Raw genomic sequence first — 24,355 nt, 5'->3', positions numbered from 1 at the left:
AACTATCTATATACCGCACCGCCATTCTCTTGATCGCTTGTAATCGGGCCACGACCCCATCGCTGTTGAGCGATGTGCAGGTCAACCGACATACAGGAGAACCAATCTCATGCAAACGATCACCTCAAGCGAAACGCTGAACACTCCACCGGCCACCCCCTCCGTCGCGCAGCGACATGAAGGCCAACTGAAAGACTACGAACTGATGCTGGCCTCGCTGCGTCGGACCGGATTATCGGCAGTTGCTCATCTGGAAGTTCTAATACCGATAGCGCTTTACTCACCGTTGTATCGCGAGTGCGAAGACGGGGTCATTGCCTTATGGCAGTTGCGACATGATCACGCTTACCAGGAACTGTGCAAAAAACATAATGCCAGGATCAGTCATTTGATCGTCACCCTCAAGGATGGCGGCTATGTGTATGAATCAGAGGACCACGCCCTGAAATCCGTCACATTGTTATTGACGGGGAACGCAGAATGGCAAGCTCTGAAAACACGGATCGAGCACGCAGCTTCCTTGCTGGGAGGCCAGATACGCTCAGACCGTTCTATCAATCTGGTCAGGATGTGCGGCTTTTACGGGATTGCGCCATGGAACCCGGAAAACGCCCAGGAACATCAGAACACGATGGATGCCCTGCAAGAAAAAATCGCCAGTCACCGCTTGAGGCTTGAAGACGATTTTGAATTCCTCGATCTGAGGAGAACCCCTACAGAAAAAGATCTGGCATCGATTCAACTTCTCCAACAAACCTTCCCCGGTACGCCACTCGATACGCAGCAACTATTCACCGACCAGATCCGCGCCGAAATAATCGATGGGGTGAATCAGTTCCTGCCCGAGAAAGGCTCATCGGCCCTGACCTACCTTGCCAACGACGTTCTTTCAACGGCAACGACTGAACAGGTTCGCGCAACACCGACCGTTTTTCTTGAAAAGATCCTGCAAAACGCTGCCGCTGTGAGACTGGGAAACGCCCTGCTGACCGCCATGGATTGGTATGGCGGAAAAACCGGTGAGGCGACCTCGCCTTACATCCGGACAACGCTGATCGCCAATGCGCTGCAGCATTGGATTTCGTCGAAATCCAATGACAATCCTGTCTTCATTGCAGGTTACGACTGGCAGGCTCGTTCAAACTGGGGGAAGAGTTATGCAGCGATTCGGGCCGAATTTGAAGCCAGTCTGCTGACTTCAAAACGGGCCTCCTCGGAAAAGGAAGCGATTGTAATCGCACGGTTGTTTCTGCCTCGATTTCCAATCGAGTTCCGTGTCACCGATATCCCGGTTGATCTTGCCTACCGAGGCTCGATTGTTTGGGTCAATTTCCTGAATGGAGTCAATATCATCAAGGCGACTGATCCCGGTTTGTTGCACAGATTGACGTTTGAGCAGTTGGTCAACCTGCCGATGCAGCGGGCCACTGGGGCGACGCCAGATGAACTGAAACTCATCGGCTTGGCGAGGTTACTTCCGACGCTGGACTGGGCTGTCACCCAAGGGGTCATTCTGCAAAAAAAACCAGAAGACTACACACGCGAAGACATAAATCTGGCGTTATCCGAACAGGATAAACACACCAATGACCTCAATGAAGCGATCCAGCGCATCAATGAAGCGCCGCCCAAGCGACTGTCCATTGCCGAAGCGGAAATGATCAAGCTCTTTGGAAAAGATGCCTTCCTGTCCGATGGCCGAAAGCTCGCCAGGTTTGATGAACTGGGGTCGATCGGTTTTCGAGACACACCGATGCTCAGGGGTAAGGAGTTCAACTATTACTCGTTCGTCGATGTCTTGGCCTCGGGCAAGTTCGACGATCAGAAAAGATGGCTTGTCACTCAAGGCGACGGAACCTCCATCAGCGAGCGATGGATTCGAATAGATGAAAGCCGAACGATAAAAACCGGAGGGGCTTGGCGGGTGCCAGGATCTGTGTTTGGCAACAGCCCGCTGGGGCCGTACGCAAAGTTGCCCGATGTCGAAGCGCTGTTCGATAAAGACTTCAAAAGCCACCTCGAAAGGATCACGGCAGCCTATGAAACGTTAATCAGGAGTCTACTGGCCTCACTTCCGTTTTCCGAGCGTCAGGCCCTGGAGTACGGCGAAGTCACGATCTACAGCTTGAGAAAAAGTGCCCCCTACACACTGGCCCAGGAAGAGACCCCTGCATCCATTCTGGCGCTTAGAGCACGCAACGGTTTGATCCTGCAAACCACCTATAACGAAAAAACGCTCTTTCACGAACTGCTGCCCAGGGCCGGCATGATCCGTCGTCCCGACAAATTTTTTGCTGAACTGATAGGGGGCAGAGTTGTTCCCAAAGGCCGCCATCTTGATGGTAACGACGTGCATATGTGGGGCGAAAAGCATTTGCCCTTTGACTGGGATGCGCATTCAACCGGCAGCGTGCCAAAAAACAATGCTCGCTGTTCGGCGATCATCGAACAATTGGGCCCTGTTTTGAGTGCCATTTCCGATCATGTGGATAATGCGCAACGCGTCCCAAGGACATTAACGTCCAGTCGCTCAGTAAAGATCAGCAATCACATTGCAACCCACCTGCTGTTCGCGGCCCCGGATGACCTGCGCAGCATCGCCCATGGACAAACCCAGTTTGAACGTGAAGAGGCCAGTCGAAAAAAAATATTCAAGATCGCAAAAATTTTCGTGCCGTTCTGGAACAGCATCGAGGACGTAACATCAGGCGACAGAAGCCGAATACGCATGGGTGCGATCGGCCTGGTTTTCGATGTGCTTTCATTCGCCCTCCCCTTAGGCAAATTTGCCGCGGGTTCGGCAAGACTTGTAACCGTTTCAGGCCGACTGATCATGCGCACCACCCACCAGTCGTTAGCATCGCTTACAAAAAACCTGGTGATATCGACTCTGCAAACCCTTAACCCGGTTGATGCGGTTTATTCCCTGCTCAAAGGCTTGGGACACATCCTGAAGGGACTAGGAACGACGTTCAAATACGCGAAACAAGCGGGGAATGTCCGTTACTACGAGTACGTGCGCAGCCTGCCTCAGTTGAGCGATGTCGGTCGTTGGAAACCTTTCGTGGTCGGTGACCAGTTAGCCAGCGTCAAAGGTATTGACGACGTACCGGTTCGCAACCTGTCCACCACTGACGCGTCCGACTGGCGGCTGATTGACCCGCTATCGTCCAAACCCTATGGCCCGTCGATTCCCGCCCGCTCAGGTGAGCTTTCTTTTGGGCGGTCTCACTTCAGCAACCTGGAGAAGAGCAACCCACACGTCATCGTCGAGGTCCCGGAAAGTACGCGCGTGCGAGAAGTGTTTGAAATCGATGGTCGAACCACCGTGTTTCTCGACGATGTACCTTATCGACTGCAAGGCGACACGCTGCGCCGGGTGGACCTGATTGATGACAGTGCCAGGCTGAAACTGATCCCCTGTCGTGCGCGCCGTGCACCCGGAGGGAGCGCCTGCCTTGTAAGTTACGTCAATGGTGAGCCCTTCCTTCTTACGCCACCGGTCGGCTCACTCGACGAAACCAAAGGTTACGCTCCCTGGTTTGGCGACAGGATTTCTTCCCCCGGTACCAGGGTGGGTCATGAGCAGGGGTTTCTTGCATTGGACGGCGCTGTTTATCAGGTTTCGGGGGACACCTTGACCCTGTTCAAGGGTGATCTGACAGCATTGGGGTTTTCCAAACCATGGCTCGTTCCCGGTAAAAGCATCCCGGCAACCCTGGAGTTTCGAAAGGGAATTTACGCGCGCCTCAACGTCGAGAGTATCTATGAAGGCGCTACCGATTCGCACCGGGTCGGTGCCGTTCTGGTGCCATCCCTTGATGGGATCAAGACCTACGTTTTCACCCGACTCAACACCGACAAGTACTACTTCACGACAGTGCCCACAGGACAAAGCCTGACCGAAACACTGACATTGGAAAGATTGCTCAAACCCCAATTGGCCGAAGGCACGCCAGGTGCAGAGCTATTGCGTGTATATACCGGTTCCCTGGGCGCCAACAATGTCGCGCGCATCTACGGTGTTGAAGCAATCGAACGAGCAATAGAAACCATGGAGAGGATCGCCATACGCATCGGTACCATCGCCACACCGCCCAACAACATGAAATGGATCAAGGTCGATACCAGCCCTGCCGAGGCGTTGATGTTCGATCACTCGACCCGAATGATCGTGACCCAACTGGCGGATGGTGCGACATCGTGGACACGCAGCAAGCTGGCACCGGAAGCCTTCCGCCAAAGGACGGTAGAAATTTTCGATACATTGTTTCTTGAGAAAGCCATCGACCTGAACAATGTAGACAGTGCCTTGAGAATCGATAGAACGATGGAAAAACTCCATCGACTGATCCCCCGTCACCAGCGCACCAAAACCCCGAGGAACATCGCCTACGCCGAAGTGCTCAGGGCCGACGGCAAACGCGAAGTCTACGTCAGTGTTTCAGGCGCGCAGGGGGCCACCGGACATCTGCCATTGTTCAAGCAGAATTTGGGGGCTGATCAGATCAAGGTGGGCGAAACGACCTATTTCAACATCGACATGAACGTGGAGTTCCCCAGAAGCTCACTCCTCATGGATGACCAGGGCAAGCTGCTCGCCGTGCCGCCGACAATCGACGACATTGGGACGTATCACCCAGCGCTGACCAGCAGGCCCACGTCTCTGGACAGCGAAAGTAAATTGATCAGCGTGATTCGCGAAAAATACCCGGATCCCCAATCGATCAGCTCAGTCAATGTCGCTACCACCATGCCACCTTGCGACTCTTGCACGGTGGTGATGAAAGAGTTCGGTCACGACGGCGGAGCAAATGCCCTGAACGTGCTGTGGCATTGACCTAGTGCTGCTGCAAATGCCCATAAAGCTTGGCGTACAAACCACCCTCGGCAATCAATTGCTGATGGTCGCCATCCTCGGCAATTTGCCCGCCGTCGAACACCAGCACCCGGTCGGCCTGCTTCACCGCAGACAACCGGTGCGCAATGATCAGCGTGGTGCGGTGGCTCAGGAACCGCGCCAGTGCCTGGTGCAGGTTGTATTCGGTGGCGGCATCCAGTGCGGAGGTCGCTTCGTCGAGGATCACCACCTTGGGCTCGGCCAGCACCATCCGCGCAATCGCCAGGCGTTGTCGCTGCCCACCGGACAACCGCACGCCGGAACGTCCAACGATACTGTCCAGGCCGTTGGGCAATTCGCGAACGGTGTTGTGCAGTTGCGCAATTTCCAGTGCCTGCCAGCAAGCCTCGTCACTGCGTTCGCGGCCCATGGTCAGGTTGGCGCGCACGGTGTCATTGAACAGCGCCGGGTGTTGCAGGACCACCGCGACATTTTCCCGAACGGTTTCCAGGCCGATCTCTTGCTGGGTCGAACCGCCGAAGCGGATTGTCCCGGCGAGCGGTGTATACAGGCCCAGCAGCAACTGCACGAGTGTGCTCTTGCCACCACCGCTGGCGCCGACAATCGCGACTTTTTCACCGGGGGCGATCGAGAGGTTCATCTGGTTCAACACCAACTCATCGCCGTAGCCGAAACTCAATCCCTGGACTTCGATACCGACCGTTTCACGACCGTTGAACGGGTCGACACCGCCCGGGTATTCCGGCTCATCGGCACGGGCCAACAGTTCGTTGATTCGCGACAGCGCGCCGTCCGCCGCGTAGTAGGCGTATTGCAGATTCAGCAGCTGTTCCACCGGACCGATCATGAACCAGAGGTAGCTGAACACCGCCAGCATTTGGCCGATGGACAGGTCGGAAAACAACACAGTGAGCATCGCCGCGGCGCGGAAAATATCGATGCCGAACTGGAACAGCAAACCGCTGGCACGGTTCGAGGCATCAGTCTTCCACTGTGAAGTCACTGCGTAATCGCGTACCTCACGAGCACGCTGGCCAAGGCGCCCGAGAAAATAACCCTGACGGTTGCCGGCGCGTACTTCCTGAATCGAGTCGAGGGTTTCAGTCAGTGCCTGAGTGAAGCGAGAAGTGCTGTCGTTCTCGAGTTTCTTCAGGTGTTTGACCCGCTTGCCGAGCAGCACCGTGGCGTAGATCACCAACGGATTGAACAGCATGATCAGCAGCGCCAGCTTCCAGTGCATCCAGACCAGAATGCTCGCCGTGCCGACCAGCGTCAGCATGGCGACGAGGAAACGGCTGAGGGTTTCGCCAACGAATTTGTCCAGGGTGTCGAGGTCAGTCACCAGGTGCGTGGTCACCGTGCCGCTGCCCAGGCTTTCGTATTCGCCGAGGGAAATGCGCTTGAGCCGATCGATCAATCGCGTGCGTATTCGATAGACAATGTCTTTGGCCAGCGCCGCAAACAACCGCGCCTGCACCACGTTGAACAGCAGCGCCGCGCAACGCAGGGTCAAGGTCACCACCAACATCAGGCCAATGTAACCCGCCGCTTTCTGCCAACCTTCAGGCAGCGCGTGGTTCATGATCTTCAGTGCCGCGTCGCCGTGCCCCAGCAAGACTTCGTCGACCAGCAAGGGCAGCAGCAAGGGAATGGGCACGCTGCACAGCGTGGCCAGTACCGCGACGCCATTGGCGATCCACAGGGATTTTTTATGGTGAAGGGCCAGCCGGCGGATTTCTGCCCAACTCAGCCGATCGACACGCGTTGGAGCTGGCGCGTCATCCGGCAGGTCATGCACAGGCAGCGCGCTCCAGCCAGCGACCGAGCAGTGGTGACAGCACGCCCAGAGGCTGATAGCCGTTGGTCAGCAGCGCCAATTGGCCATCCCGCTCAGCCAGCAAAGTAGGGAAACCGGCAATGCCCAGATCCTGCACCCAAGTGAAATCGGCAGCCGTCGCGGCATGCATATCAGCCCGATCGAATGCTGCGGCGAACTCGATGCGCGGCAGACCGGCCTGCTCCGCCAACTCGACCAGGACACTGGCATGGGTGACGTCGCGACCTTCGGCGTAGAACGCATGCTGGATCAAGCCCAGCAGTTTCCACGCGCAATCCGGTGCCAGGCTGCGCGCCGTGACCAATGCCCGGCAGGCGGGCTCGGTGTCGTAGACAAACCCGTCCGGCAACGCGCCTTCGGTTTTGAACGGCTGGCCCGTGGCGTCGGTGACCGCCTGCCAATGTTCAAGAATGTAGCGCCGGGTGGTCGGCTCCAGCGCCGAACCACTGCCGGTGCGCAAACCGCCCACCACCAGATGCACGTCCACGCCCGCCGCCTGCGCCTGCTCGACCAGCGCGTTGGCCACCGGCGCAAAGCCCCAGCACCAGGAACACATCGGGTCCATCACATAAAGCAGGCGGCGTGCAGACATGATTCAAGCCTCGGAAGGGGTTTGCTTGTAGTTGTAGCCGATCGGATGAGGCAGGTTGCGCGCCTTGGCCAGTTCGATCTGCTTTTGCCGATCAATGGCACTGCGACGCGTCTTCTCGCTCAGGGTATTCCAGCAATGCGGGCAGCTGATGCCGGCCACGTAGTGCTCGGATGCCCGGTCTTCGACGCTGATCGGCGTACGACAGGCATGACATTGGTCGTAGTCGCCTTCGCTGAGGTCATGACGGACCGTCACGCGGTTGTCGAACACGAAGCAGTCACCCTGCCATTTGGTTTCCTCCAGCGGCACCTCTTCGAGGTACTTCAGAATGCCGCCCTTGAGGTGATAAACCTCGTCGAAACCCTGGCTGAGCATATAGCTCGAAGCCTTTTCACAACGAATGCCGCCGGTGCAGAACATCGCGACCTTCTTGTGAACGGCCGGGTCGAAATGGGCTTTGATGTAATCAGGGAATTCACGAAAACTGGTGGTTTTCGGATCGATGGCGCCTTCGAAGGTGCCGATCGAGACTTCGTAATCGTTGCGGGTATCGATCAACAGCACTTCTGGATCGCTGATCAGCGCGTTCCAGTTTTGTGGATCGACGTAGGTGCCGACCTTTTTGTTCGGGTCCACGCCTTCGACGCCAAGGGTGACGATTTCTTTCTTGAGTTTGACTTTGGTGCGATAGAACGGCTGGTCATCGCAGTACGACTCTTTGTGGTCGATGTCGTCCATGCGCGGGTCGTTCTTGAGCCAGGCCATCAGCCCGTCAATGCCTTCGCGGCTGCCGGACACGGTGCCATTGATGCCTTCTTCGGCGATCAGCAGCGTGCCTTTGATGCCGTTGTCGACCATTGCTTGCAGCAGTGGCTCGCGCAAGGCGATGTAATCTTCCAGGGTGACGAACTTATAAAGTGCCGCCACGACAATCTGTTGTGTCATGGGTGATTCTCCAGGTGGCTACCCTCGTAAGGGGTGAACCGGATGCGAAAAAAAACGCGCCGGGTAAGCGGCGCGTTGTGCAGTCTAACAAAAAAGATCGCAGCCTGCGGCAGCTCCTACAGGGTTCGGTGTAGGAGCTGCCGCAGGCTGCGATCTTTTGATCTTAATGCTTACTGCCGCCAGCACAGGTCGGCGAGGCCGGAGCCGCGTCGATCTGTGCCCATTCCTCTGGCGTATAGGTATGCAGCGCCAACGCATGAAACTCGCCCATCAGCTCGCCGAGCGTGCCGTAGACTTTCTGGTGACGCTTGACGCGATTGAGCCCTTCAAACTGCTGGCTGACCACCACGGCCTTGTAATGGGTCTGCAACCCACGACTGTGCATATGGCTTTCATCCAGCACTTGCAGGTGCTCGGGCTGTAGCAGGCCCAGCGTCCATTCGATGCGTTGTTGCATGGTCATACCAAACTCCGCTTAAGGCTTTTTCTTGGCTGGAGCGGCCGCGCCTTTAGGCGCCAGCTCGTTGGTCATGTCATCCAGCAGCTTGTTGACCACAGGCACCGCGCTTTCCAGTTTGGCTTGAGTCATCTGGGCCGATTGCTGGGTCAGCTGCGGCATTTTTTCCAGGACTTTCTTGCCCAGTGGGGACTGGTAGAACGCGACCAGGTCTTTCAGCTCGGATTCGCTGAAGTTGGTGGTGTAGAGCTTGACCATGTCTGGCTTCAACTTGTCCCAGCCAATGGCTGCGTTGAGTGCCGCGTTGGCCTTGGCCTGGTAGGTTTCCAGCAAGGCTTTTTTCGATTCAGGGGCTTTGGTCTGTTCAAAGCGCTGAGCGAACATTTGCTGTACTTGCATGTACACCGGAGTGCCCAATTTGTCAGCGTGCGCCAGGGTCAGGAAAGCTTCGGCACTGGCGTTGTGGCTGGCGGTATCGGCAAAAACAGGGCCGCTGGCGCAAACCAGTGCAACCGCGGTACAGATGGCACGAAGACGAGTCATCGAGTTTCCTTTTCTAGCAGGCGAGGTCATTACCCCAAGGGCGACCATTCTGCACCTAAAAAAGTGTGTCACTCAACCCCAAGCCTTGTCGCGCCTGATTTAGAGGGGTTGAACGGTCAAATTCCCTTCGGATGGAACCACGGCCGGCGATCACGGCCTAAACTGCGCTATCGACCTACAGGAGTGTGCATGATGAGCCGTATCGAAACCGACAGCCTTGGCCAGGTGGAAGTCCCGGATGAGGCCTACTGGGGCGCTCAGACGCAACGCTCGCTGATTAACTTCGCCATCGGCAACGAGCGCATGCCATTGGCGGTGCTGCATGCGCTGGCCCTGATCAAGAAAGCCGCGGCGCGGGTCAATGATCGCAACGGCGACCTGCCTGCCGATATCGCCCGCCTGATTGAACAGGCCGCCGACGAAGTGCTCGACGGCAGCCACGACGACCAGTTCCCGCTGGTGGTCTGGCAGACCGGCAGCGGCACCCAGAGCAACATGAACGTCAACGAGGTGATCGCCGGGCGTGCCAACGAACTGGCCGGCAACCCGCGCGGCGGCAAAATCCCGGTGCATCCCAACGATCACGTCAACCGCTCCCAGAGCTCCAACGACTGCTTCCCTACTGCCATGCACATCGCTGCCGTCCAGGCGGTGCAGCATCATTTGCTGCCGGCGATCAACGAACTGTCCGGCGGATTGGCCGAGTTGTCCGCCCGGCACATGAAACTGGTCAAGACCGGCCGGACGCACATGATGGACGCGACGCCGATTACCTTCGGCCAGGAAGTCTCGGCGTTCATCGCGCAACTGGATTACGCCGAACGGGCCATCCGCAGCGCGCTGCCGGCCGTGTGTGAACTGGCCCAGGGCGGCACGGCGGTCGGCACCGGGCTGAACTCGCCACACGGTTTCGGTGAAGCCATCGCTTCAGAGTTGGCCGCGTTGTCCGGGCTGCCGTTCGTCACCGCACCCAACAAGTTCGCCGCGCTGGCGGGCCATGAACCCTTGACCGCGTTGTCCGGCGCCCTGAAGACCTTGGCCGTGACCCTGATGAAAATCGCCAACGACCTGCGTCTGCTGGGCTCCGGCCCGCGTGCCGGTTTCGCCGAAGTGAAATTGCCGGCCAACGAACCCGGCAGCTCGATCATGCCTGGCAAGGTCAACCCGACCCAGTGCGAAGCCCTGTCGATGCTGGCGTGCCAGGTGTTGGGCAATGACGTCACCATCGGCTTCGCCGCGAGTCAGGGGCACCTGCAACTGAACGTGTTCAAACCGGTGATCATCCACAACCTGCTGCAGTCGATCCGACTGTTGGGCGATGGCTGCAGCAACTTCCAGCAGCATTGCATCGCCGGCCTGGAGCCGGATGCGGCGAAAATGGCCGAGCACCTGGAGCGTGGGTTGATGCTGGTGACCGCGCTGAATCCGCATATTGGTTATGACAAATCGGCGGAGATTGCCAAGAAGGCCTACGCCGAAGGGCTGACCTTGCGGGAGGCGGCGTTGCAGTTGGGGTATCTGACCGATGCCGAGTTCGATGCGTGGGTTCGGCCGGAGAATATGCTGGAGGCAGGTGCCAAGGGTTAAATTGCGGGTGATGCAAAAAGATCGCAGCCTTCGGCAGCTCCTACAGGTCTTGTGTCGTTCACGGATATTGTGATCGACACAAACCCTGTAGGAGCTGCCGCAGGCTGCGATCTTTTGATCTTCAAGCCATCCGCACCCGCCGCGCCCGGAGCCCGGCAATCAACGACGGCCCAAGGGCCACCAACGCCGACCCCAACACCACCAGCACCGCCCCGCCATACCCCAGGCCATTGATTGTCTCGGCATGCACGTACTCCGGCCACCACCAGGCTGCCATGGCCACCGCCGCGAACGTCACCAGCGGCGTGATCGCCAATGTCGCACTCACCCGTGAAGCCTCCCAATGCGCCAGCGCTTCGGCAAACGCGCCATAGGCAATCAGGGTGTTCATGCAGCACGCCAGCAGCAGCCAGCCTTGCAGCGGACTCAGTTGCAGCGCCTCCAGCGGATGCACCCACGGCGTCAGCAACAGCCCGCAGAACAGATAGATCACCATCATCACCTGTAGCGAATTCCACACTGTCAGCAATTGCTTCTGCCCCAGGGCGTAGAACGTCCAGACCGTGGACGCCAACAGCACCAGCAGCACGCCCGCGGTGTAGTCGGTCAGCGAGGTGAGCAATTCGGCCAGCCGCTGGTTGAAAAACAGACCGAAGCCGATCAGCAGCACCAGCAGACCAATGCCCTGCCCCACGCTGAACCGCTCCTTGAACACAAACAGACTGGCAATCAGCAACATGATCGGGCCCATCTGCACCACCAGTTGTGCGGTGCCGGGGCTGAGCAGGTTCAGGCCCATCAGGTACAACACGTAGTTGCCCACCAGGCCGAGCACCGCCATCAGCACCAGCCAGCCACCGCGTGGGCCAAGCACCTTGCGACTCGGCAAGCGCCTGGTTGCAGCCAAGTAAATGAACAGACAACTGCCGGACACCATCAGCCGAAACCAGGTCACCGTGACCGGGTCCATGACCAGCAGCACTTGCTTGAGTTTGATCGGCAGGATTCCCCACAGCAGCGCGGTCAACAGGGCCAGAAACAGACCGTAAACCCAGCGACCCGATGAAATGTGCATGTGTACCCCAAGGCCAGATGGCGAGTACCGCCATTCTAGGCGCAGCGATGCCCGGCACACAGGGACAGTTGGTGACCGGGCGTAAATGAAACTGTGCAGGTCGCAGCATTAAATTGGCGAAACGCCGTCGATCGGTTGGCCAGGCGCCGCAAGCGGTTCATGCATAAGCTCATTGGATCCACCCGCCTTCAGGAGATTGCCATGTATGGCATGCGCGCCCAGGACAATGCCCCCGCCACGCACTTTCGCAGTGACCGAATGTGTCGGGTGAATGGCGAGTTGTATTTCAGCACCCGGGAAAACACGCTGGAAGGGCCGTTTGAGAATTCGCAGAAGGCTGCGCGGGAGATTCAGGCGTATATCGAGCGGATGCAACGTTTGAGCGCCAGGCGTTAGGCCGCGGCGATGCCTTCGCGAGCAAGCCCGCTCCCACATTGGATCTGCGACGCGCACAAATCAAATGTGGGAGCGGGCTTGCTCGCGAAGGCGCCCCAAAAGACCACCAAATTTCTTAGTCTTAACGCACCGCTTCAAACAACCCGCTCGCCCCCATCCCGCCACCCACGCACATGGTCACGATGCCGTAACGCACATCACGTCGCTGCAACTCCCGCACCAGGTGCCCGACCTGACGCGAACCGGTCATGCCGAACGGGTGGCCGATGGAGATCGAGCCGCCATTGACGTTGTACTTCTCGTTATCGATGCCCAGCCGGTTACGGCTATACAGGCATTGCGAAGCGAACGCCTCATTGAGCTCCCACAAATCAATGTCGGCAACTTGCAACCCCTTGGCCTTGAGCAATTTGGGTACCGAGAACACCGGGCCGATACCCATTTCGTCAGGCTCGCACCCGGCCACGGTGAAACCACGGAAGAACGCTTTCGGCTTCAAGCCCAGCTCCAGCGCTTTTTCCAGGCTCATCACCAGCGTCATCGAAGCGCCATCGGAGAGTTGCGAAGAGTTACCGGCGGTGACCGAACCATCCTCGGCAAACACCGGTTTCAACCCCGCCAGACTGTCCAGCGTGGTGTCCGGGCGATTGCAGTCGTCGCGATCGACGATGCCGTCGAGAATCTGCACCTGCCCAGTTGCCTTGTCTTCAACCCTGTACTTCACCGCCATCGGCACGATTTCATCGTCGAATAAGCCGGCGGCTTGCGCCTGGGCCGTGCGTTGCTGGCTTTGCAGGGCGTACACGTCCTGCTCTTCGCGGCTGACTTTGTAACGACGCGCGACGATTTCGGCGGTCTGGCCCATCGGGAAGTAAATGCCCGGTACCTGCTCCTTGAGCAGCGGGTTGATCAGGTTGTCGGTGTTCACGCTTTTCATGGTCAGGCTGATGGACTCGACGCCACCGGCGACAATGATGTCGCTGCAACCCGAAGCAATCTGGTTGGCGGCAATGGCAATCGCCTGCAAGCCCGATGAGCAGAAACGGTTGAGGGTCATGCCGGCGGTGCCGGTGCCCAGGCGCGACAGCACCGCGACATTGCGACCGATGTTGAAACCCTGGGCGCCTTCGTTGGAGCCCGCACCGACGATGCAATCCTCAACGCTGGCCGGGTCGATGCCCGAACGCGCCAGCAATGCATTGACACAGTGAGCCGCCATGTCGTCCGGCCGGGTCTGGTTGAACTTGCCGCGAAAGGATTTGGCCAGGCCAGTCCGCACGCTGTCGACGATCACCACTTCACGCATGGCATACCTCATTATTGTGGTCGGTTGAGAGTGGATCGAGCATAGATCCACCCATCACCGACCGCGACAATCATTCATCCCGCGTATGCGCAACCATCGCCTCACTTCTTGTGTTTTTTCGCCTTCTTGTCAGACTTTTCGAAGGTCGCTTCCAGCGCATGGTTAATGGTGCGCAAGACCTTGACCCGCGCCCAGCGTTTGTCATTGGCCTCCACCAGGGTCCAGGGCGAAATCTCGGTGCTGGTGCGATCAACCATGTCGCCGACCGCAGCGCAGTAAGCGTCCCATTTTTCGCGATTGCGCCAGTCGTCTTCGGTAATCTTGAAGCGTTTGAAGGGGATTTCTTCCCGGGCCTGGAAACGCTCGAGCTGCGTCTGTTTATCGATGGCCAGCCAGAACTTGACGACGATGATGCCCGAGTCGGAAATCTGCTCTTCGAAATCGTTGATCTCACTGTAAGCCCGCAACCAGTCCGCGGGCGGACAGAAGCCTTCGATGCGTTCCACCAGCACCCGGCCATACCAGGAACGGTCGAACACCGTGAACTTGCCCTTGGCCGGAAGGTGGCGCCAGAACCGCCATAAATAGGGTTGCGCGCGTTCCTCTTCGGTGGGCGCGGCAATCGGCACGATGCTGTACTGACGCGGATCGAGCGCCGCCGCGACCCGACGGATCGCCCCGCCCTTGCCAGCCGCATCATTGCCTTCGAACACCGCCACCAGGGCGTGCCGGTGCATGCGTTTGTCGCGCATCAGGCCCGAGAATCGCGCCTGCTCGGTCACGAGCTGTTCCTCGTAATCGTCCTTGTCCAGGCGGTGGGTCAAATCCAGGCTGTCGAGCACGTTCATTTGATCGACACTGATCGGCAGCGGCGCGGCATTGACCTTCCGGGGGTGAATCCTGGAACGTTTCAGGGCGTTTTGCAGGCCATCGAGCAAGATCTTGCCCACCGTCAGGCTCCGGTAATGCGCGTCCACGCCTTCAATCACATGCCACGGTGCGTAGTCGCGGCTGGTGCGGCGCAGCACGCGCTCTCCATACTTGACGAACTTGTCGTAAGTTTTTGATTGCTGCCAGTCCAGTGGGCTGATGCGCCAACTGTGCAACGGGTCGTCGGCCAGGGCTTTGAGGCGAGCTTTCATTTGTTTCTTGGAAAGGTGAAACCAGAACTTGAAGATCAGCGCGCCTTCGTCGCAAAGCATCTTCTCGAAACGTTCAGACTGATTGATCGCCTGATCCAGCACGGCGTCCTTGAACGTTCCATGGACCCGCCCTTGCAGCATCTGGCTGTACCAGTTGCCGAAGAAAATCCCCATGCGGCCCTTGGCCGGGAGCATCCGCCAGTAACGCCACGCCGGCGGCCGCGCCAGCTCTTCGTCGGTCTGCTGATCGAACGTGCGGACCTCGATCAAGCGCGGGTCCATCCATTCATTGAGCAACTTGACCGTCTCGCCCTTGCCGGCGCCTTCGATGCCGTTGATCAGGATGATCACCGGAAAACGCTTTTGCTGCTGAAGGTCGAACTGTGCTTCGAGCAAGGCCTCGCGCAGCGCAGGCACTTCGGCGTCATAGGTTTCTTTGTCGATGGCGTGGCCGATTTCGGCGGATTCAAACATGGATGGCTCCCTTTCCGGATTGAGCAAGACTAGCGGATTGAGTTGTTTTCCGTGGGAGAAATCCATTTCTTCACCGCCACACAGTTCCTTGTAGCAGCTGCCGAGGCACGAGGCTGCGTTGCGTGTCCGCAGGACCGCCCTTGAGGGCCGCTGCGCAGCCCAACGCAGCCTCGTGCCTCGGCAGCTGCTACAGGATTTTCAGCGAATGCGCGGTTGTGATCGTTGCCATGGATCAGGCACCGCCTCGGTGATCGGCTAGAATGGCCACCTTGCCGTTACCGAGCCTGCCATGAAACCTGTATTGCCCCACGCCCAACTCGACTGGGACGACCAAGGGCTCCCGCGCTCGCGGGTGTTCGACGATGTGTATTTTTCCGACCTGTCGGGGCTTGATGAAACTCGTTACGTGTTCCTCGAACAGAACGCTTTACGTGAACGCTTCGCTGCGCTGCCGGTCGGCGGTCGACTGGTGATTGGCGAGACCGGTTTCGGCACCGGGTTGAATTTTCTGTGCGCCTGGCAGTTATTCGAGCAGCACGCAGTGGGCGGTGCGCGCCTGCATTTTGTCAGCGTCGAAAAGTACCCGTTGAGCCGGCCCGATTTGCAACGCGCCCTGGCCTTGTGGCCGGAGCTCAAGCCGCTTGCTGATCAGCTGTTAGCCCAGTATGTGGCGATCCATCAAGGTTTCCAGCGCCTGGTGCTGGACAACGGCCGCGTCACGCTGACCCTGCTGATCGGCGATGCATTGGAACAGTTGCCGCAATTGGACGCACAGATTGATGCCTGGTTTCTCGACGGTTTCGCCCCGGCGAAAAACCCGGACATGTGGACCGCCGAACTGTTTGCCGAACTGGCCCGTCTGGCCGCACCCGGCTCGACCATCAGCACCTTTACCAGCACCGGTTGGGTCCGGCGCCTGCTGAATGCGGCGGGTTTCAAGATGAAGCGCACGCCAGGCATCGGCCACAAATGGGAAATCCTGCGGGGTGTGTTTCTCGGTTGGCCGGACGCTGTAGCCGCGCCGGCCGTTGCCAAACCGTGGTTTGCGCGTCCGAGACCATCGACCGGCGAACGTCATGCCCTGGTGATCGGTGCCGGCCTGGCGGGTTGCGCGAGCGCTGCCAGCCTGGCTGCCCGCGGCTGGCAGGTGAGTCTGCTGGAGCGTCACGAGGCGCTCGCACAGGAAGCCTCGGGCAATCCACAGGGCGTGCTGTACCTCAAGCTTTCCGCCCATGGCACGGCGTTGTCGCAACTGATTGTCAGCGGCTTTGGCCACACCCGACGTTTGCTCGAGCATTTGCAGCGCGGCGTCGACTGGGACGATTGCGGCGTGTTGCAACTGGCGTTCAATGCCAAGGAAGCGGAACGTCAGGCGCAGTTGGCAGCGGCATTCCCGGAAGATTTACTGCACACGCTCGATCGGGCGAAGGCCGAGACCCGCGCCGGCATCGCGCTGCCATCGGGCGGCCTGTTCTACCCCGAAGGCGGCTGGGTGCACCCGCCGGCCTTGTGTCAATGGCAAGCTGCGCAGCCGAATGTCCGAGCCCTGACGCATCGCGATGTGCTGGAGTTGCGGCGCGTGGATGGACAATGGCAGGCCTGGGAGGGCGAGACGTTGCTGGCCAGTGCTCCCGTGGTGGTGCTGGCCGGTGCCGCTGAAATCAAGCGTTTCCCTTACTGCAGCGAGTTGCCGCTCAAGCGTATTCGCGGACAGATCACCCGCCTGCCGCAAACAGCTGATAGCCAGGCGCTGAGCACCGTAGTGTGCGCTGAAGGTTATGTCGCGCCGGCTCGAATGGGTGAACACACGCTGGGCGCCAGTTTCGATTTCACAAACGACGACCTGACACCCACCGCCGCCGAACATGCCGGGAACCTGCAAATGCTCGAAGAAATATCGGCGGACCTGGTCGTTCGACTCGGCGCGGACGCTTTGCAACCTGATGCACTTGAAGGTCGCGCCGCATTTCGCTGCACCAGCCCGGATTACCTGCCGATTGTCGGCCCATTGGCCGACAGTCAGGCCTTCGCCGACGCCTACGGCGCCTTGAGCAAGGACGCCCGGCAAACCCCGGACATCCCTTGCCCATGGCTGGACGGTTTGTACGTCAACAGCGGCCACGGTTCACGGGGACTGATCACCGCGCCGTTGTCAGGCGAGTTGCTGGCCGCCTGGCTCGATCATGAGCCGTTGCCACTGCCCAGGGCCGTGGCAGAGGCGTGTCATCCGAACAGGTTTGCCTTGCGTCGTTTGATTCGGGGTAAATGAATCAACTCAGCTGTCCGCAAGTTCGCAGATGCCCAGATCCGCAATTTTCAGGGCGTCGTGGGTCAAGCGTTCGAAAATGGCAGTCTCAGCGGATTCTTTGGCGGCCTTGATCACCGATACCTGACTGAGATACTCGGCCGTCGTGAGACTGTCAGCCTTCTCGAACACGGCTTGCAACTTCACCGGGTACGTTTCGTTTACAGAGGCAAATTGCCGCGGGTATGTGCGATTCAGGTAATCGGTCCAGAACGGCTGACGGATCAAAAACCTCATGAAGGCCGGCGACAGTTCAGCGGTTTTTATTGTTTGCTCCGCGACATCGAGCATGGCTTGAGTCACACCGCTCAACGATGCATAGCGCATATGCCTGGGCTGACCCGGCAACTCAAAGGTCTCTGCCAACCCGGTTCGAAAGGCGAGGCTGACTTCCAGTGGATCGGCCAGGGGATCTTTCGCAATCCGGGTCCGGGCAATGTGTTCCAATTGATCGAGTCGAAACAGACCACGCCCCAGTTTCAACAACTGCGACGCCGCAGAGCGCACCGAGTTGACCACCTTGTCGACCTCCACCGCAACTTCCAGGTGGCTGAAGTTCAGCGCCGCCGAATCCGTGCAGTTAATCGGGTTGGCCGCCAATTCCAATAGTTGTTCACGCACAGGGGTGTCGACTTGGGCAGCATCCAATACGCCCCAGACTCGCCGAGTCATGTCTTCGCGCACATGTTCGGTATCGGCGGTGTCACCCAACTCGGCCAACAGTCGAAACAGGCCATCGGAGGCGGGGTCGTCCTTGAATGCAACCCAGGTAGAAGTCCGTGCGGGCGACACCCAGTCTTCCGGCAACCAGAGTTCCCGGGCTCGTTGTTCGTTCAGGCGTTCAATGTCGTCCTCGAGGAACCCCATGCCGATGCCGACCCGGTCGCGATAGCTTTTGAGTCGAGCGCGGCTGCGATTGGAAAGCGGGTTATGCCGCAAATTGAGCGTCTCACTGAACCGACGAGTGCTCGAGAACAACCAGTCCGGCAGTTCCTTGATTTCGTTATCACGAAGATCGACCCGGTCCAGATTGGGCAGGCGCGCCAGGCTTTTCGGCAGCTCAGTGGCGTGGGTATCGCGCAACGACAAGTAGCGCAAATCAAACTGGTTGCCGACATCGAGCGTTGCGCCAAGGTTGCGGTTGCCGCTCAGGTTGAGGGCTTCCAGGGTGCGAATCCCTGACAGCTTCTTCAGGGTGTGCTCGGTCAATCGCAGGTCATTGCCCGATAGACTCAGGTGTTTGAGATTCGGCATCAGCGAAAGCACTTCAGGTAACCGCGTCAGCTTGTTGTCATTGAGTTCAAGCGACTCGAGTTTTTTGAACACCTTGAGGAAATAGGCGACATCGTTGTCCAGGTCGGTGTTTTTGAGTGATAGCGACCGCACGTGATCGAAGCCCAGCTCTGGCGGCAGTATCGGAAGTCGGCCCACACGCATCCCTTCGATCTTTAAACCTGGCACCGAAATACCCTTGTCATCTCGCAGGAAAGACAAGCGCCGCCAACAGTTCTGTATAAGGTCGGACACCTGTCTGCGGCTCTGGCGCCGCTCGGTTTTCTCTGCCGTCGTGTTCAGGCCGGTCTCATCCTTGCTCCAGACTTCGAGCACCGTTCGCAACGTTTTCAATGACTGCTGTTGCTTTCGTACTTCGTTCGCTCGCGTCAAGTGATCGCTGCCCAAGTCGTCAAGAAACGTGCGGACCTGTGCGTCGGAAAACAAGGGGTACAGTTTTTTGACCTTGCGCACCAGCGCCCGAGGATGAGGTGAGTCAGGCACGGTGGCATCGGCTTGCAGGCAATCGACCGCCGAGACCGACTCATCAAGAGTAGCGCCCGATAGCGCCCGGCCGGCATCCGACCGATCATCAAGTCCCTTGCTCAATACATCGCTACGCAAATGCCAGCCGTCAGTCTCACCTAACGTGGTTATGCCCATGGCGGTGCGCTGATCCTGCCCGATGGCATGCAGGATGGCGTGGTAGAAACTGTTTGATCCCGAAACAGCAGCCCCCAGCGATTTACCGTCGCTGCCAAATGCCTCGTGGCCGTTGGCCGTGCTGACGATAATCCGCTTGAGCGCCGCGTCTTCCTTGCCGACACTGGCCGATAAGGCACCGGTCACTGAGCCATCGCGCAGTTCCATTCGTAGACTGTCGCTCCAGCCACGCAAGCGAGGCAACAATCCCAGGGCCAGTGTGTGGCTATCGGCCTCGGCGATCTCGGGCAAGTACAAGCCCGCCAACGCTCGGTCCAAACGCACTTCGGCTAGTGCCTGGCGGACTTTCTGCGCCAATCCCATGGGAACCCGACCGGTTGCCCGCAAGTGCAACCGTTCCGCACTGGTGGCCCCCTCGATCAACGCCTGCACGATGCCAACAGGAACCTCGGGAAATACGCTGCGTATCTGTTGTACATCGCCAACCGTACTCTGGTCATAGCGCTGATAAAGGTGTTTGAACGCAGACCTGCGATCGGCCTTGACCGCCGCCCCGAGCTTTTTCCCCAACTCGCGGCCCTGCAGATTGCTGGCAACCCGCAGCCCCAACAACACATCAACCTCGCTTGGGTAGAGTTTTGCGAGAACGGTTTCAAGCAGCTCGCCCTTGCTCAGCTGCTCTTGCGTGACTTCGACACTCAACTCTTCATCTGCCACCAGTGTCGATGGCGGATACATCGCCGTTATTTTGCGCTCACCATCGCGTATTTCGATGTAGCGTTCCGCCGGCCAACCGGACAACGACGGTAATGTGTGCAGCTGAGTGTAAGCGTGGTCGGCATTTCGCGAGTTGCCGCTTTCCATGTCCGAAATGAAGTCACTCAACTTTTGCTCGATCCGGAACCGCTCGATGCAATCCTTCACCCGGGCAGGCAGCGCCCTGTTCTCTTCACCCAGATGATTTAATTGCCAGGCAGAGGCATCGCTGATTTTGCGGATGTTTTCCAGCCGTGCCTCGTCAAGCTCAGCCAGGTCCGGATCAATGCGCTTCAACGCGTAAAGGCCGCTGCTCCATTCTTGCGGTTGCTCATGTGCAAAGCGCCAGCCACCCTCGTTGTTGTGCTCGATAACCGGCGAAAAAGCACCGCTGCGAGTGGGATGCGTGACGCGCCACATGGCCAGCGATGGATCGAAGGTGGTTTCATAAGTGACACCGTCGATCCTGACAAACCGCCGCGTGCCGACCTTATAAATACCCTCGGCATCGGCGATCACATCCGTCGTCGGGATGTGTCGGTATGGCTCCACATTCTGCTTCCAGAGTCTCGGTTGGCCCGCTGCATTGTTGACGGCCATGAAGCGACCGAAAAAGTCCGGATGCTCCGCAACAGTCCTCTTGATCAATGAACCGGCTACTTTGGTGCCGGCCGCTAACGCCGCCATCATGGCAATGTTTTCCGCCACATTGAGCAGATGATCCATCGCGCCGACCTTGTCATCGTGGCGCCAGTCTTCAATGCCGTCGTAAACCTCGCCCAACAGCTGTCCGACGGCGACACCCATCATCAACTGCCCCAGCACCGGTACAAACAGCCCGGCGAGGTTGGCGATCAGCAGGCCTGCGTCCTCGTAACCCAGCAGACGTTTCTGACGAACGTCGGCATCCACTTCCGCAGTCGGCACCGCCAACTCCAACGCATCGGTTTTCATCTTCGTGACGTGGCTTTGATAGAGGAAACTGAATAGCGTCATGGGAATGGCGGGTGTGTCGAGTTTCCAGGGCTCCTTCTTGGCGAGTGAATTGAAAAAATCAGTTCTGCGGCTTTCATCGATGTAACCGGCAAAAAAGTCGGAGTAGGTGCTGATGCTCAGTTGCCGGGTCAAGTACCACTGGAACAGCGCGAAGGTGGTGTATTCGTAGACCGGCCGATCGGGCTCGTTCGGCATATACACCACGCACGCGTCCAGGGGGTGGTCCTTGAGAGAGCGCTTCGAAAAGATCACAACTCCCCAAATACAAGCACCAAACAACTCCAGCCCTTGCATCTGAACGGCAGCGGTTTCGTAGAGGATTGGCTTGATGCCCGATGCCTTTCCAGCACCACTGGTGAGCTCCAGCCCCTGCAACATTTGAAACGCCGACTCACCGATGTGCCCCTTCAAGTACGCGGTGTGCGCATCAACCTTCAGGGCGTTTGCCTTGAGCTGGCGGATATCAAGATCAAGCTCGGCAGGTTTGAAGGTTGCCTCGAAATGAGTCTGGTAACGCTTGCCCACATCCAGGTCGCGGCAGACTTTGGCAAATGCCATGGGCGTCAAGCGAGGCACGCCGGCCGGTGTCGAACCCACGCGCACAATGCCACCCGCAGGAAAGCCATCGTCCTTTGTCTCATCCTCGGTGAAGTTATGCATCGCCGCCAGCAACAGGCTGCGTTTGGCGATAACTTTCTGTTTGGCGACATCCTCGGGCGCGGTAGCTCCGGGGCAACCGCAGTCAAAGCCTGGCAGTTCAACTCCGTCCTGTTCAACGTCGAAGGTCACGCTGTATTGCCGCGTCAGCGCCTCGGTCAGTTCAGCGCGACAAAACTCGTGCAAGGGTTTGAGCCGATCAAGCGTTGGCTGGACTTTGAACTGAGACGTCTGAAGCTCACGCATGGCGGCCGCCAACGCGGCGATTTTTTCCGGTGTTGCATCGATGAGCCACGCCGGAAGGGTTTTTTGCAGGGATTCAGCGGTATCCAGATCACCGGTCATCTGCATGAGGGCAGCCAGTTGGTCTGTGGTTGTAAACGGCTTGAAAGCCGGAGTGACGGAGTCCTTTACTGACATACGCAATGTTCCTTATTGCATACAAGTGAGCCTCTAACGTAACGCCTGCGCTGATCGATGAATAACGCAAAATCCAACAGGCTTCAGCGATTTAAGCAGCAGAATTACCAATGTTTAACCTAACTATGTACCGCACCTTGCCAGCGTTTTTGCACTACAGCCGCGACCCTTCATCCCACGCCTTATTACTTATCGATCTAAAACTCCCACGTTCCCGCCGGGTCAGTTTCTGAGTACCCACCCTTTTGGCGTGGTATCGATTGACCCTCCCCAACGGAAAAACCGGTAAGGACTTTATGTGCGGATTAGCTGGCGAGTTACGCTTTGATCATCAACCTGCGGACCTTGCAGCCGTTGAGCGAATCACCCACCACCTGGCACCTCGCGGCCCTGACGCGTGGGGCTTTCATGCCCAAGGGCCGATTGCCCTCGGCCATCGTCGCCTGAAAATCATGGACCTGTCGGACGGCTCGGCGCAGCCAATGGTCGACAACCAACTGGGCTTGTCCCTGGCGTTTAACGGTGCGATCTACAACTTCCCGGAACTGCGCACTGAGCTGGAAAGTCTCGGTTATGCCTTCTATTCCGGTGGCGACACCGAAGTGCTGCTCAAGGGCTATCACGCCTGGGGCGAAGCGCTGCTGCCGAAACTCAATGGCATGTTCGCTTTCGCGATTTGGGAGCGTGATGCCCAGCGCCTGTTCATTGCCCGCGACCGTCTTGGCGTGAAGCCGTTATACCTGTCGCGCACCGGCCAGCGCCTGCGCTTTGCCTCGGCGCTGCCAGCGCTGCTCAAGGGCGGCGATATCAACCCGATACTCGATCCGGTGGCGCTTAATCACTACTTGAACTTCCACGCCGTGGTGCCGGCCCCGCGCACCTTGCTGGCCGGTATTGAAAAACTGCCACCCGCCACCTGGATGCGCATCGAAGCGGACGGCACCACCACACAGAAAACCTGGTGGACCTTGCCCTACGGCCCACACGCCGACGAGATGAATCTGACGCTCGAAGACTGGCGTGATCGCGTACTCGACAGTACCCGCGATGCGGTGGCGATTCGTCAACGTGCAGCGGTCGACGTTGGCGTACTGCTTTCCGGTGGTGTTGATTCGAGCCTGCTGGTCGGTCTATTGCGTGAAGTCGGCGTGGAAAACCTGTCGACGTTCTCAATCGGTTTCCAGGATGCCGGCGGCGAGCGCGGCGACGAGTTCCAGTATTCAGATTTGATCGCCAAGCATTACGGCACGCATCACCATCAACTGCGCATCGACGAAAAAGAAATCATCGAACAACTGCCTGCGGCGTTCCGCGCCATGAGCGAGCCGATGGTCAGCCACGACTGCATCGCGTTCTATCTGCTGTCGCGTGAAGTGGCCAAGCATTGCAAAGTGGTGCAAAGCGGCCAGGGTGCCGACGAGTTGTTTGCCGGTTATCACTGGTATCCGCAGGTCGATGGCGCAAGCGATCCGTACGCGGCTTACCGCGATGCGTTTTTTGACCGCAGCTACGAGGACTACGCCGCCACTGTTCAACCCCAATGGCTGACGGCCAATGACGCTGCTGGCGACTTCGTAAAGGAACATTTCGCAGAGCCCGGCGCCGACGCGGCGGTGGACAAAGCTTTGCGCCTGGACAGCACGGTGATGCTGGTGGACGACCCGGTCAAGCGCGTGGACAACATGACCATGGCCTGGGGTCTGGAAGCGCGTACACCGTTTCTCGACTATCGACTGGTGGAACTGTCGGCCCGCGTACCGGGCAAATTCAAACTGCCGGATGGCGGCAAGCAAGTATTGAAAGAAGCGGCGCGGCTGGTGATTCCGAGTGAAGTCATCGACCGCAAGAAAGGTTACTTCCCTGTGCCGGGACTCAAGCATTTGCAGGGCGACACACTGAATTGGGTGCGCGAGTTGCTGCTCGATCCAAGCCAGGATCGCGGCCTGTTCAACCCGGCCATGCTCGACCGCTTGCTGACCGATCCACAAGGCCAGCTGACCCCGTTGCGCGGCTCCAAATTGTGGCAGCTGGCCGCGCTGAACCTGTGGCTCAGTGAACAAGGAATCTGATT

The 24,355-nt window shown here is 58.4% G+C and carries 14 protein-coding genes; 5 read left to right on the top strand and 9 right to left on the bottom strand.

Going from position 1 to position 24,355, the window contains the following annotated elements:
• Nucleotides 1-109: 109 nt before the first annotated feature.
• The gene (locus ACA052_RS07595) at nucleotides 110-4,840 is read left to right on the top strand and encodes a hypothetical protein (RefSeq protein WP_497649102.1); all 4,731 of its coding nucleotides are present in this window, start codon (nucleotides 110-112) and stop codon (nucleotides 4,838-4,840) included.
• A gap of 1 nt (nucleotide 4,841) precedes the next feature.
• Here ACA052_RS07595 and ACA052_RS07590 read toward each other — a convergent pair whose 3' ends face one another.
• The 5 genes from ACA052_RS07590 to ACA052_RS07570 form a co-directional block, all read right to left on the bottom strand.
• Complete coding sequence (locus tag ACA052_RS07590) at nucleotides 4,842-6,659, bottom strand: ABC transporter ATP-binding protein (RefSeq protein ID WP_497649101.1); 1,818 nt, start codon at nucleotides 6,657-6,659, stop codon at nucleotides 4,842-4,844.
• Nucleotides 6,652-7,254, bottom strand: a complete 603-nt coding sequence (locus ACA052_RS07585) for a DsbA family protein (RefSeq protein ID WP_497650279.1) — start codon at nucleotides 7,252-7,254, stop codon at nucleotides 6,652-6,654. Before ACA052_RS07585 ends, ACA052_RS07590 begins: the two co-directional genes overlap by 8 nt.
• A 39-nt stretch (nucleotides 7,255-7,293) precedes the next feature.
• The gene (gene trhO / locus ACA052_RS07580; protein ID WP_497649100.1) at nucleotides 7,294-8,235 is read right to left on the bottom strand and encodes an oxygen-dependent tRNA uridine(34) hydroxylase TrhO; all 942 of its coding nucleotides are present in this window, start codon (nucleotides 8,233-8,235) and stop codon (nucleotides 7,294-7,296) included.
• Between the two features lie 163 nt (nucleotides 8,236-8,398).
• On the bottom strand, nucleotides 8,399-8,698 hold the full coding sequence (locus ACA052_RS07575; RefSeq protein WP_497649099.1) for a BolA family protein: 300 nt from the start codon (nucleotides 8,696-8,698) through the stop codon (nucleotides 8,399-8,401).
• 12 nt (nucleotides 8,699-8,710) lie between these two features.
• Nucleotides 8,711-9,235 (bottom strand): DUF2059 domain-containing protein, encoded by a 525-nt coding sequence (locus tag ACA052_RS07570; RefSeq protein WP_497649098.1) that lies wholly within the window; start codon nucleotides 9,233-9,235, stop codon nucleotides 8,711-8,713.
• 192 nt (nucleotides 9,236-9,427) lie between these two features.
• On the opposite strand from ACA052_RS07570, the gene ACA052_RS07565 reads away from it, so the two are divergent.
• Nucleotides 9,428-10,822, top strand: coding sequence for a class II fumarate hydratase (locus tag ACA052_RS07565; RefSeq protein ID WP_497649097.1), 1,395 nt, complete (start codon nucleotides 9,428-9,430; stop codon nucleotides 10,820-10,822).
• A 121-nt stretch (nucleotides 10,823-10,943) separates the two neighbouring features.
• On the opposite strand, the gene ACA052_RS07560 is transcribed toward ACA052_RS07565, so the two are convergent.
• Nucleotides 10,944-11,897 (bottom strand): DMT family transporter, encoded by a 954-nt coding sequence (locus tag ACA052_RS07560; RefSeq protein ID WP_497649096.1) that lies wholly within the window; start codon nucleotides 11,895-11,897, stop codon nucleotides 10,944-10,946.
• A 201-nt stretch (nucleotides 11,898-12,098) separates the two neighbouring features.
• Between ACA052_RS07560 and ACA052_RS07555 the strand changes: the two genes are divergently transcribed.
• Nucleotides 12,099-12,293 (top strand): DUF6316 family protein, encoded by a 195-nt coding sequence (locus ACA052_RS07555; RefSeq protein WP_497649095.1) that lies wholly within the window; start codon nucleotides 12,099-12,101, stop codon nucleotides 12,291-12,293.
• Nucleotides 12,294-12,414: 121 nt separating this feature from the next.
• Here the strand turns inward: ACA052_RS07555 and ACA052_RS07550 are convergent, their stop codons facing one another.
• Nucleotides 12,415-13,599 carry a thiolase family protein gene (locus ACA052_RS07550; RefSeq protein WP_497649094.1) on the bottom strand — a complete coding sequence of 395 codons (1,185 nt, stop codon included), beginning with the start codon at nucleotides 13,597-13,599 and terminating at the stop codon, nucleotides 12,415-12,417.
• Between the two features lie 101 nt (nucleotides 13,600-13,700).
• On the bottom strand, nucleotides 13,701-15,215 hold the full coding sequence (gene pap / locus ACA052_RS07545; protein ID WP_497649093.1) for a polyphosphate:AMP phosphotransferase: 1,515 nt from the start codon (nucleotides 15,213-15,215) through the stop codon (nucleotides 13,701-13,703).
• A 289-nt stretch (nucleotides 15,216-15,504) separates the two neighbouring features.
• Between pap and mnmC the strand changes: the two genes are divergently transcribed.
• On the top strand, nucleotides 15,505-17,484 hold the full coding sequence (gene mnmC / locus ACA052_RS07540) for a bifunctional tRNA (5-methylaminomethyl-2-thiouridine)(34)-methyltransferase MnmC2/FAD-dependent 5-carboxymethylaminomethyl-2-thiouridine(34) oxidoreductase MnmC1 (RefSeq protein ID WP_497649092.1): 1,980 nt from the start codon (nucleotides 15,505-15,507) through the stop codon (nucleotides 17,482-17,484).
• A gap of 6 nt (nucleotides 17,485-17,490) precedes the next feature.
• On the opposite strand, the gene ACA052_RS07535 is transcribed toward mnmC, so the two are convergent.
• A complete protein-coding gene (locus ACA052_RS07535) occupies nucleotides 17,491-22,284 on the bottom strand; it encodes an NEL-type E3 ubiquitin ligase domain-containing protein (RefSeq protein ID WP_497649091.1) in 4,794 nt (1,597 codons plus the stop codon).
• A 296-nt stretch (nucleotides 22,285-22,580) separates the two neighbouring features.
• On the opposite strand from ACA052_RS07535, the gene ACA052_RS07530 reads away from it, so the two are divergent.
• Nucleotides 22,581-24,353, top strand: coding sequence for an N-acetylglutaminylglutamine amidotransferase (locus ACA052_RS07530; protein ID WP_497649090.1), 1,773 nt, complete (start codon nucleotides 22,581-22,583; stop codon nucleotides 24,351-24,353).
• Nucleotides 24,354-24,355 lie beyond the last annotated feature (2 nt).

Source organism: Pseudomonas sp. LBUM1644 (assembly GCF_059716195.1).
Note: the sequence above shows the minus strand (reverse complement) of the source record. Positions and strands in the feature narration are given on the sequence as shown.

Coding starts and splice junctions, on each gene's coding strand:
- ACA052_RS07595 (WP_497649102.1), top strand. CDS start 110: ATGCAAACGATCACCTCAAGCGAAACGCTGAACACTCCACCGGCCACC.
- ACA052_RS07585 (WP_497650279.1), bottom strand. CDS start 7,254: ATGTGTTCCTGGTGCTGGGGCTTTGCGCCGGTGGCCAACGCGCTGGTC.
- trhO (WP_497649100.1), bottom strand. CDS start 8,235: ATGACACAACAGATTGTCGTGGCGGCACTTTATAAGTTCGTCACCCTG.
- ACA052_RS07575 (WP_497649099.1), bottom strand. CDS start 8,698: ATGACCATGCAACAACGCATCGAATGGACGCTGGGCCTGCTACAGCCC.
- ACA052_RS07570 (WP_497649098.1), bottom strand. CDS start 9,235: ATGACTCGTCTTCGTGCCATCTGTACCGCGGTTGCACTGGTTTGCGCC.
- ACA052_RS07565 (WP_497649097.1), top strand. CDS start 9,428: ATGAGCCGTATCGAAACCGACAGCCTTGGCCAGGTGGAAGTCCCGGAT.
- ACA052_RS07560 (WP_497649096.1), bottom strand. CDS start 11,897: ATGCACATTTCATCGGGTCGCTGGGTTTACGGTCTGTTTCTGGCCCTG.
- ACA052_RS07555 (WP_497649095.1), top strand. CDS start 12,099: ATGTATGGCATGCGCGCCCAGGACAATGCCCCCGCCACGCACTTTCGC.
- ACA052_RS07550 (WP_497649094.1), bottom strand. CDS start 13,599: ATGCGTGAAGTGGTGATCGTCGACAGCGTGCGGACTGGCCTGGCCAAA.
- pap (WP_497649093.1), bottom strand. CDS start 15,215: ATGTTTGAATCCGCCGAAATCGGCCACGCCATCGACAAAGAAACCTAT.
- mnmC (WP_497649092.1), top strand. CDS start 15,505: ATGAAACCTGTATTGCCCCACGCCCAACTCGACTGGGACGACCAAGGG.
- ACA052_RS07535 (WP_497649091.1), bottom strand. CDS start 22,284: ATGTCAGTAAAGGACTCCGTCACTCCGGCTTTCAAGCCGTTTACAACC.
- ACA052_RS07530 (WP_497649090.1), top strand. CDS start 22,581: ATGTGCGGATTAGCTGGCGAGTTACGCTTTGATCATCAACCTGCGGAC.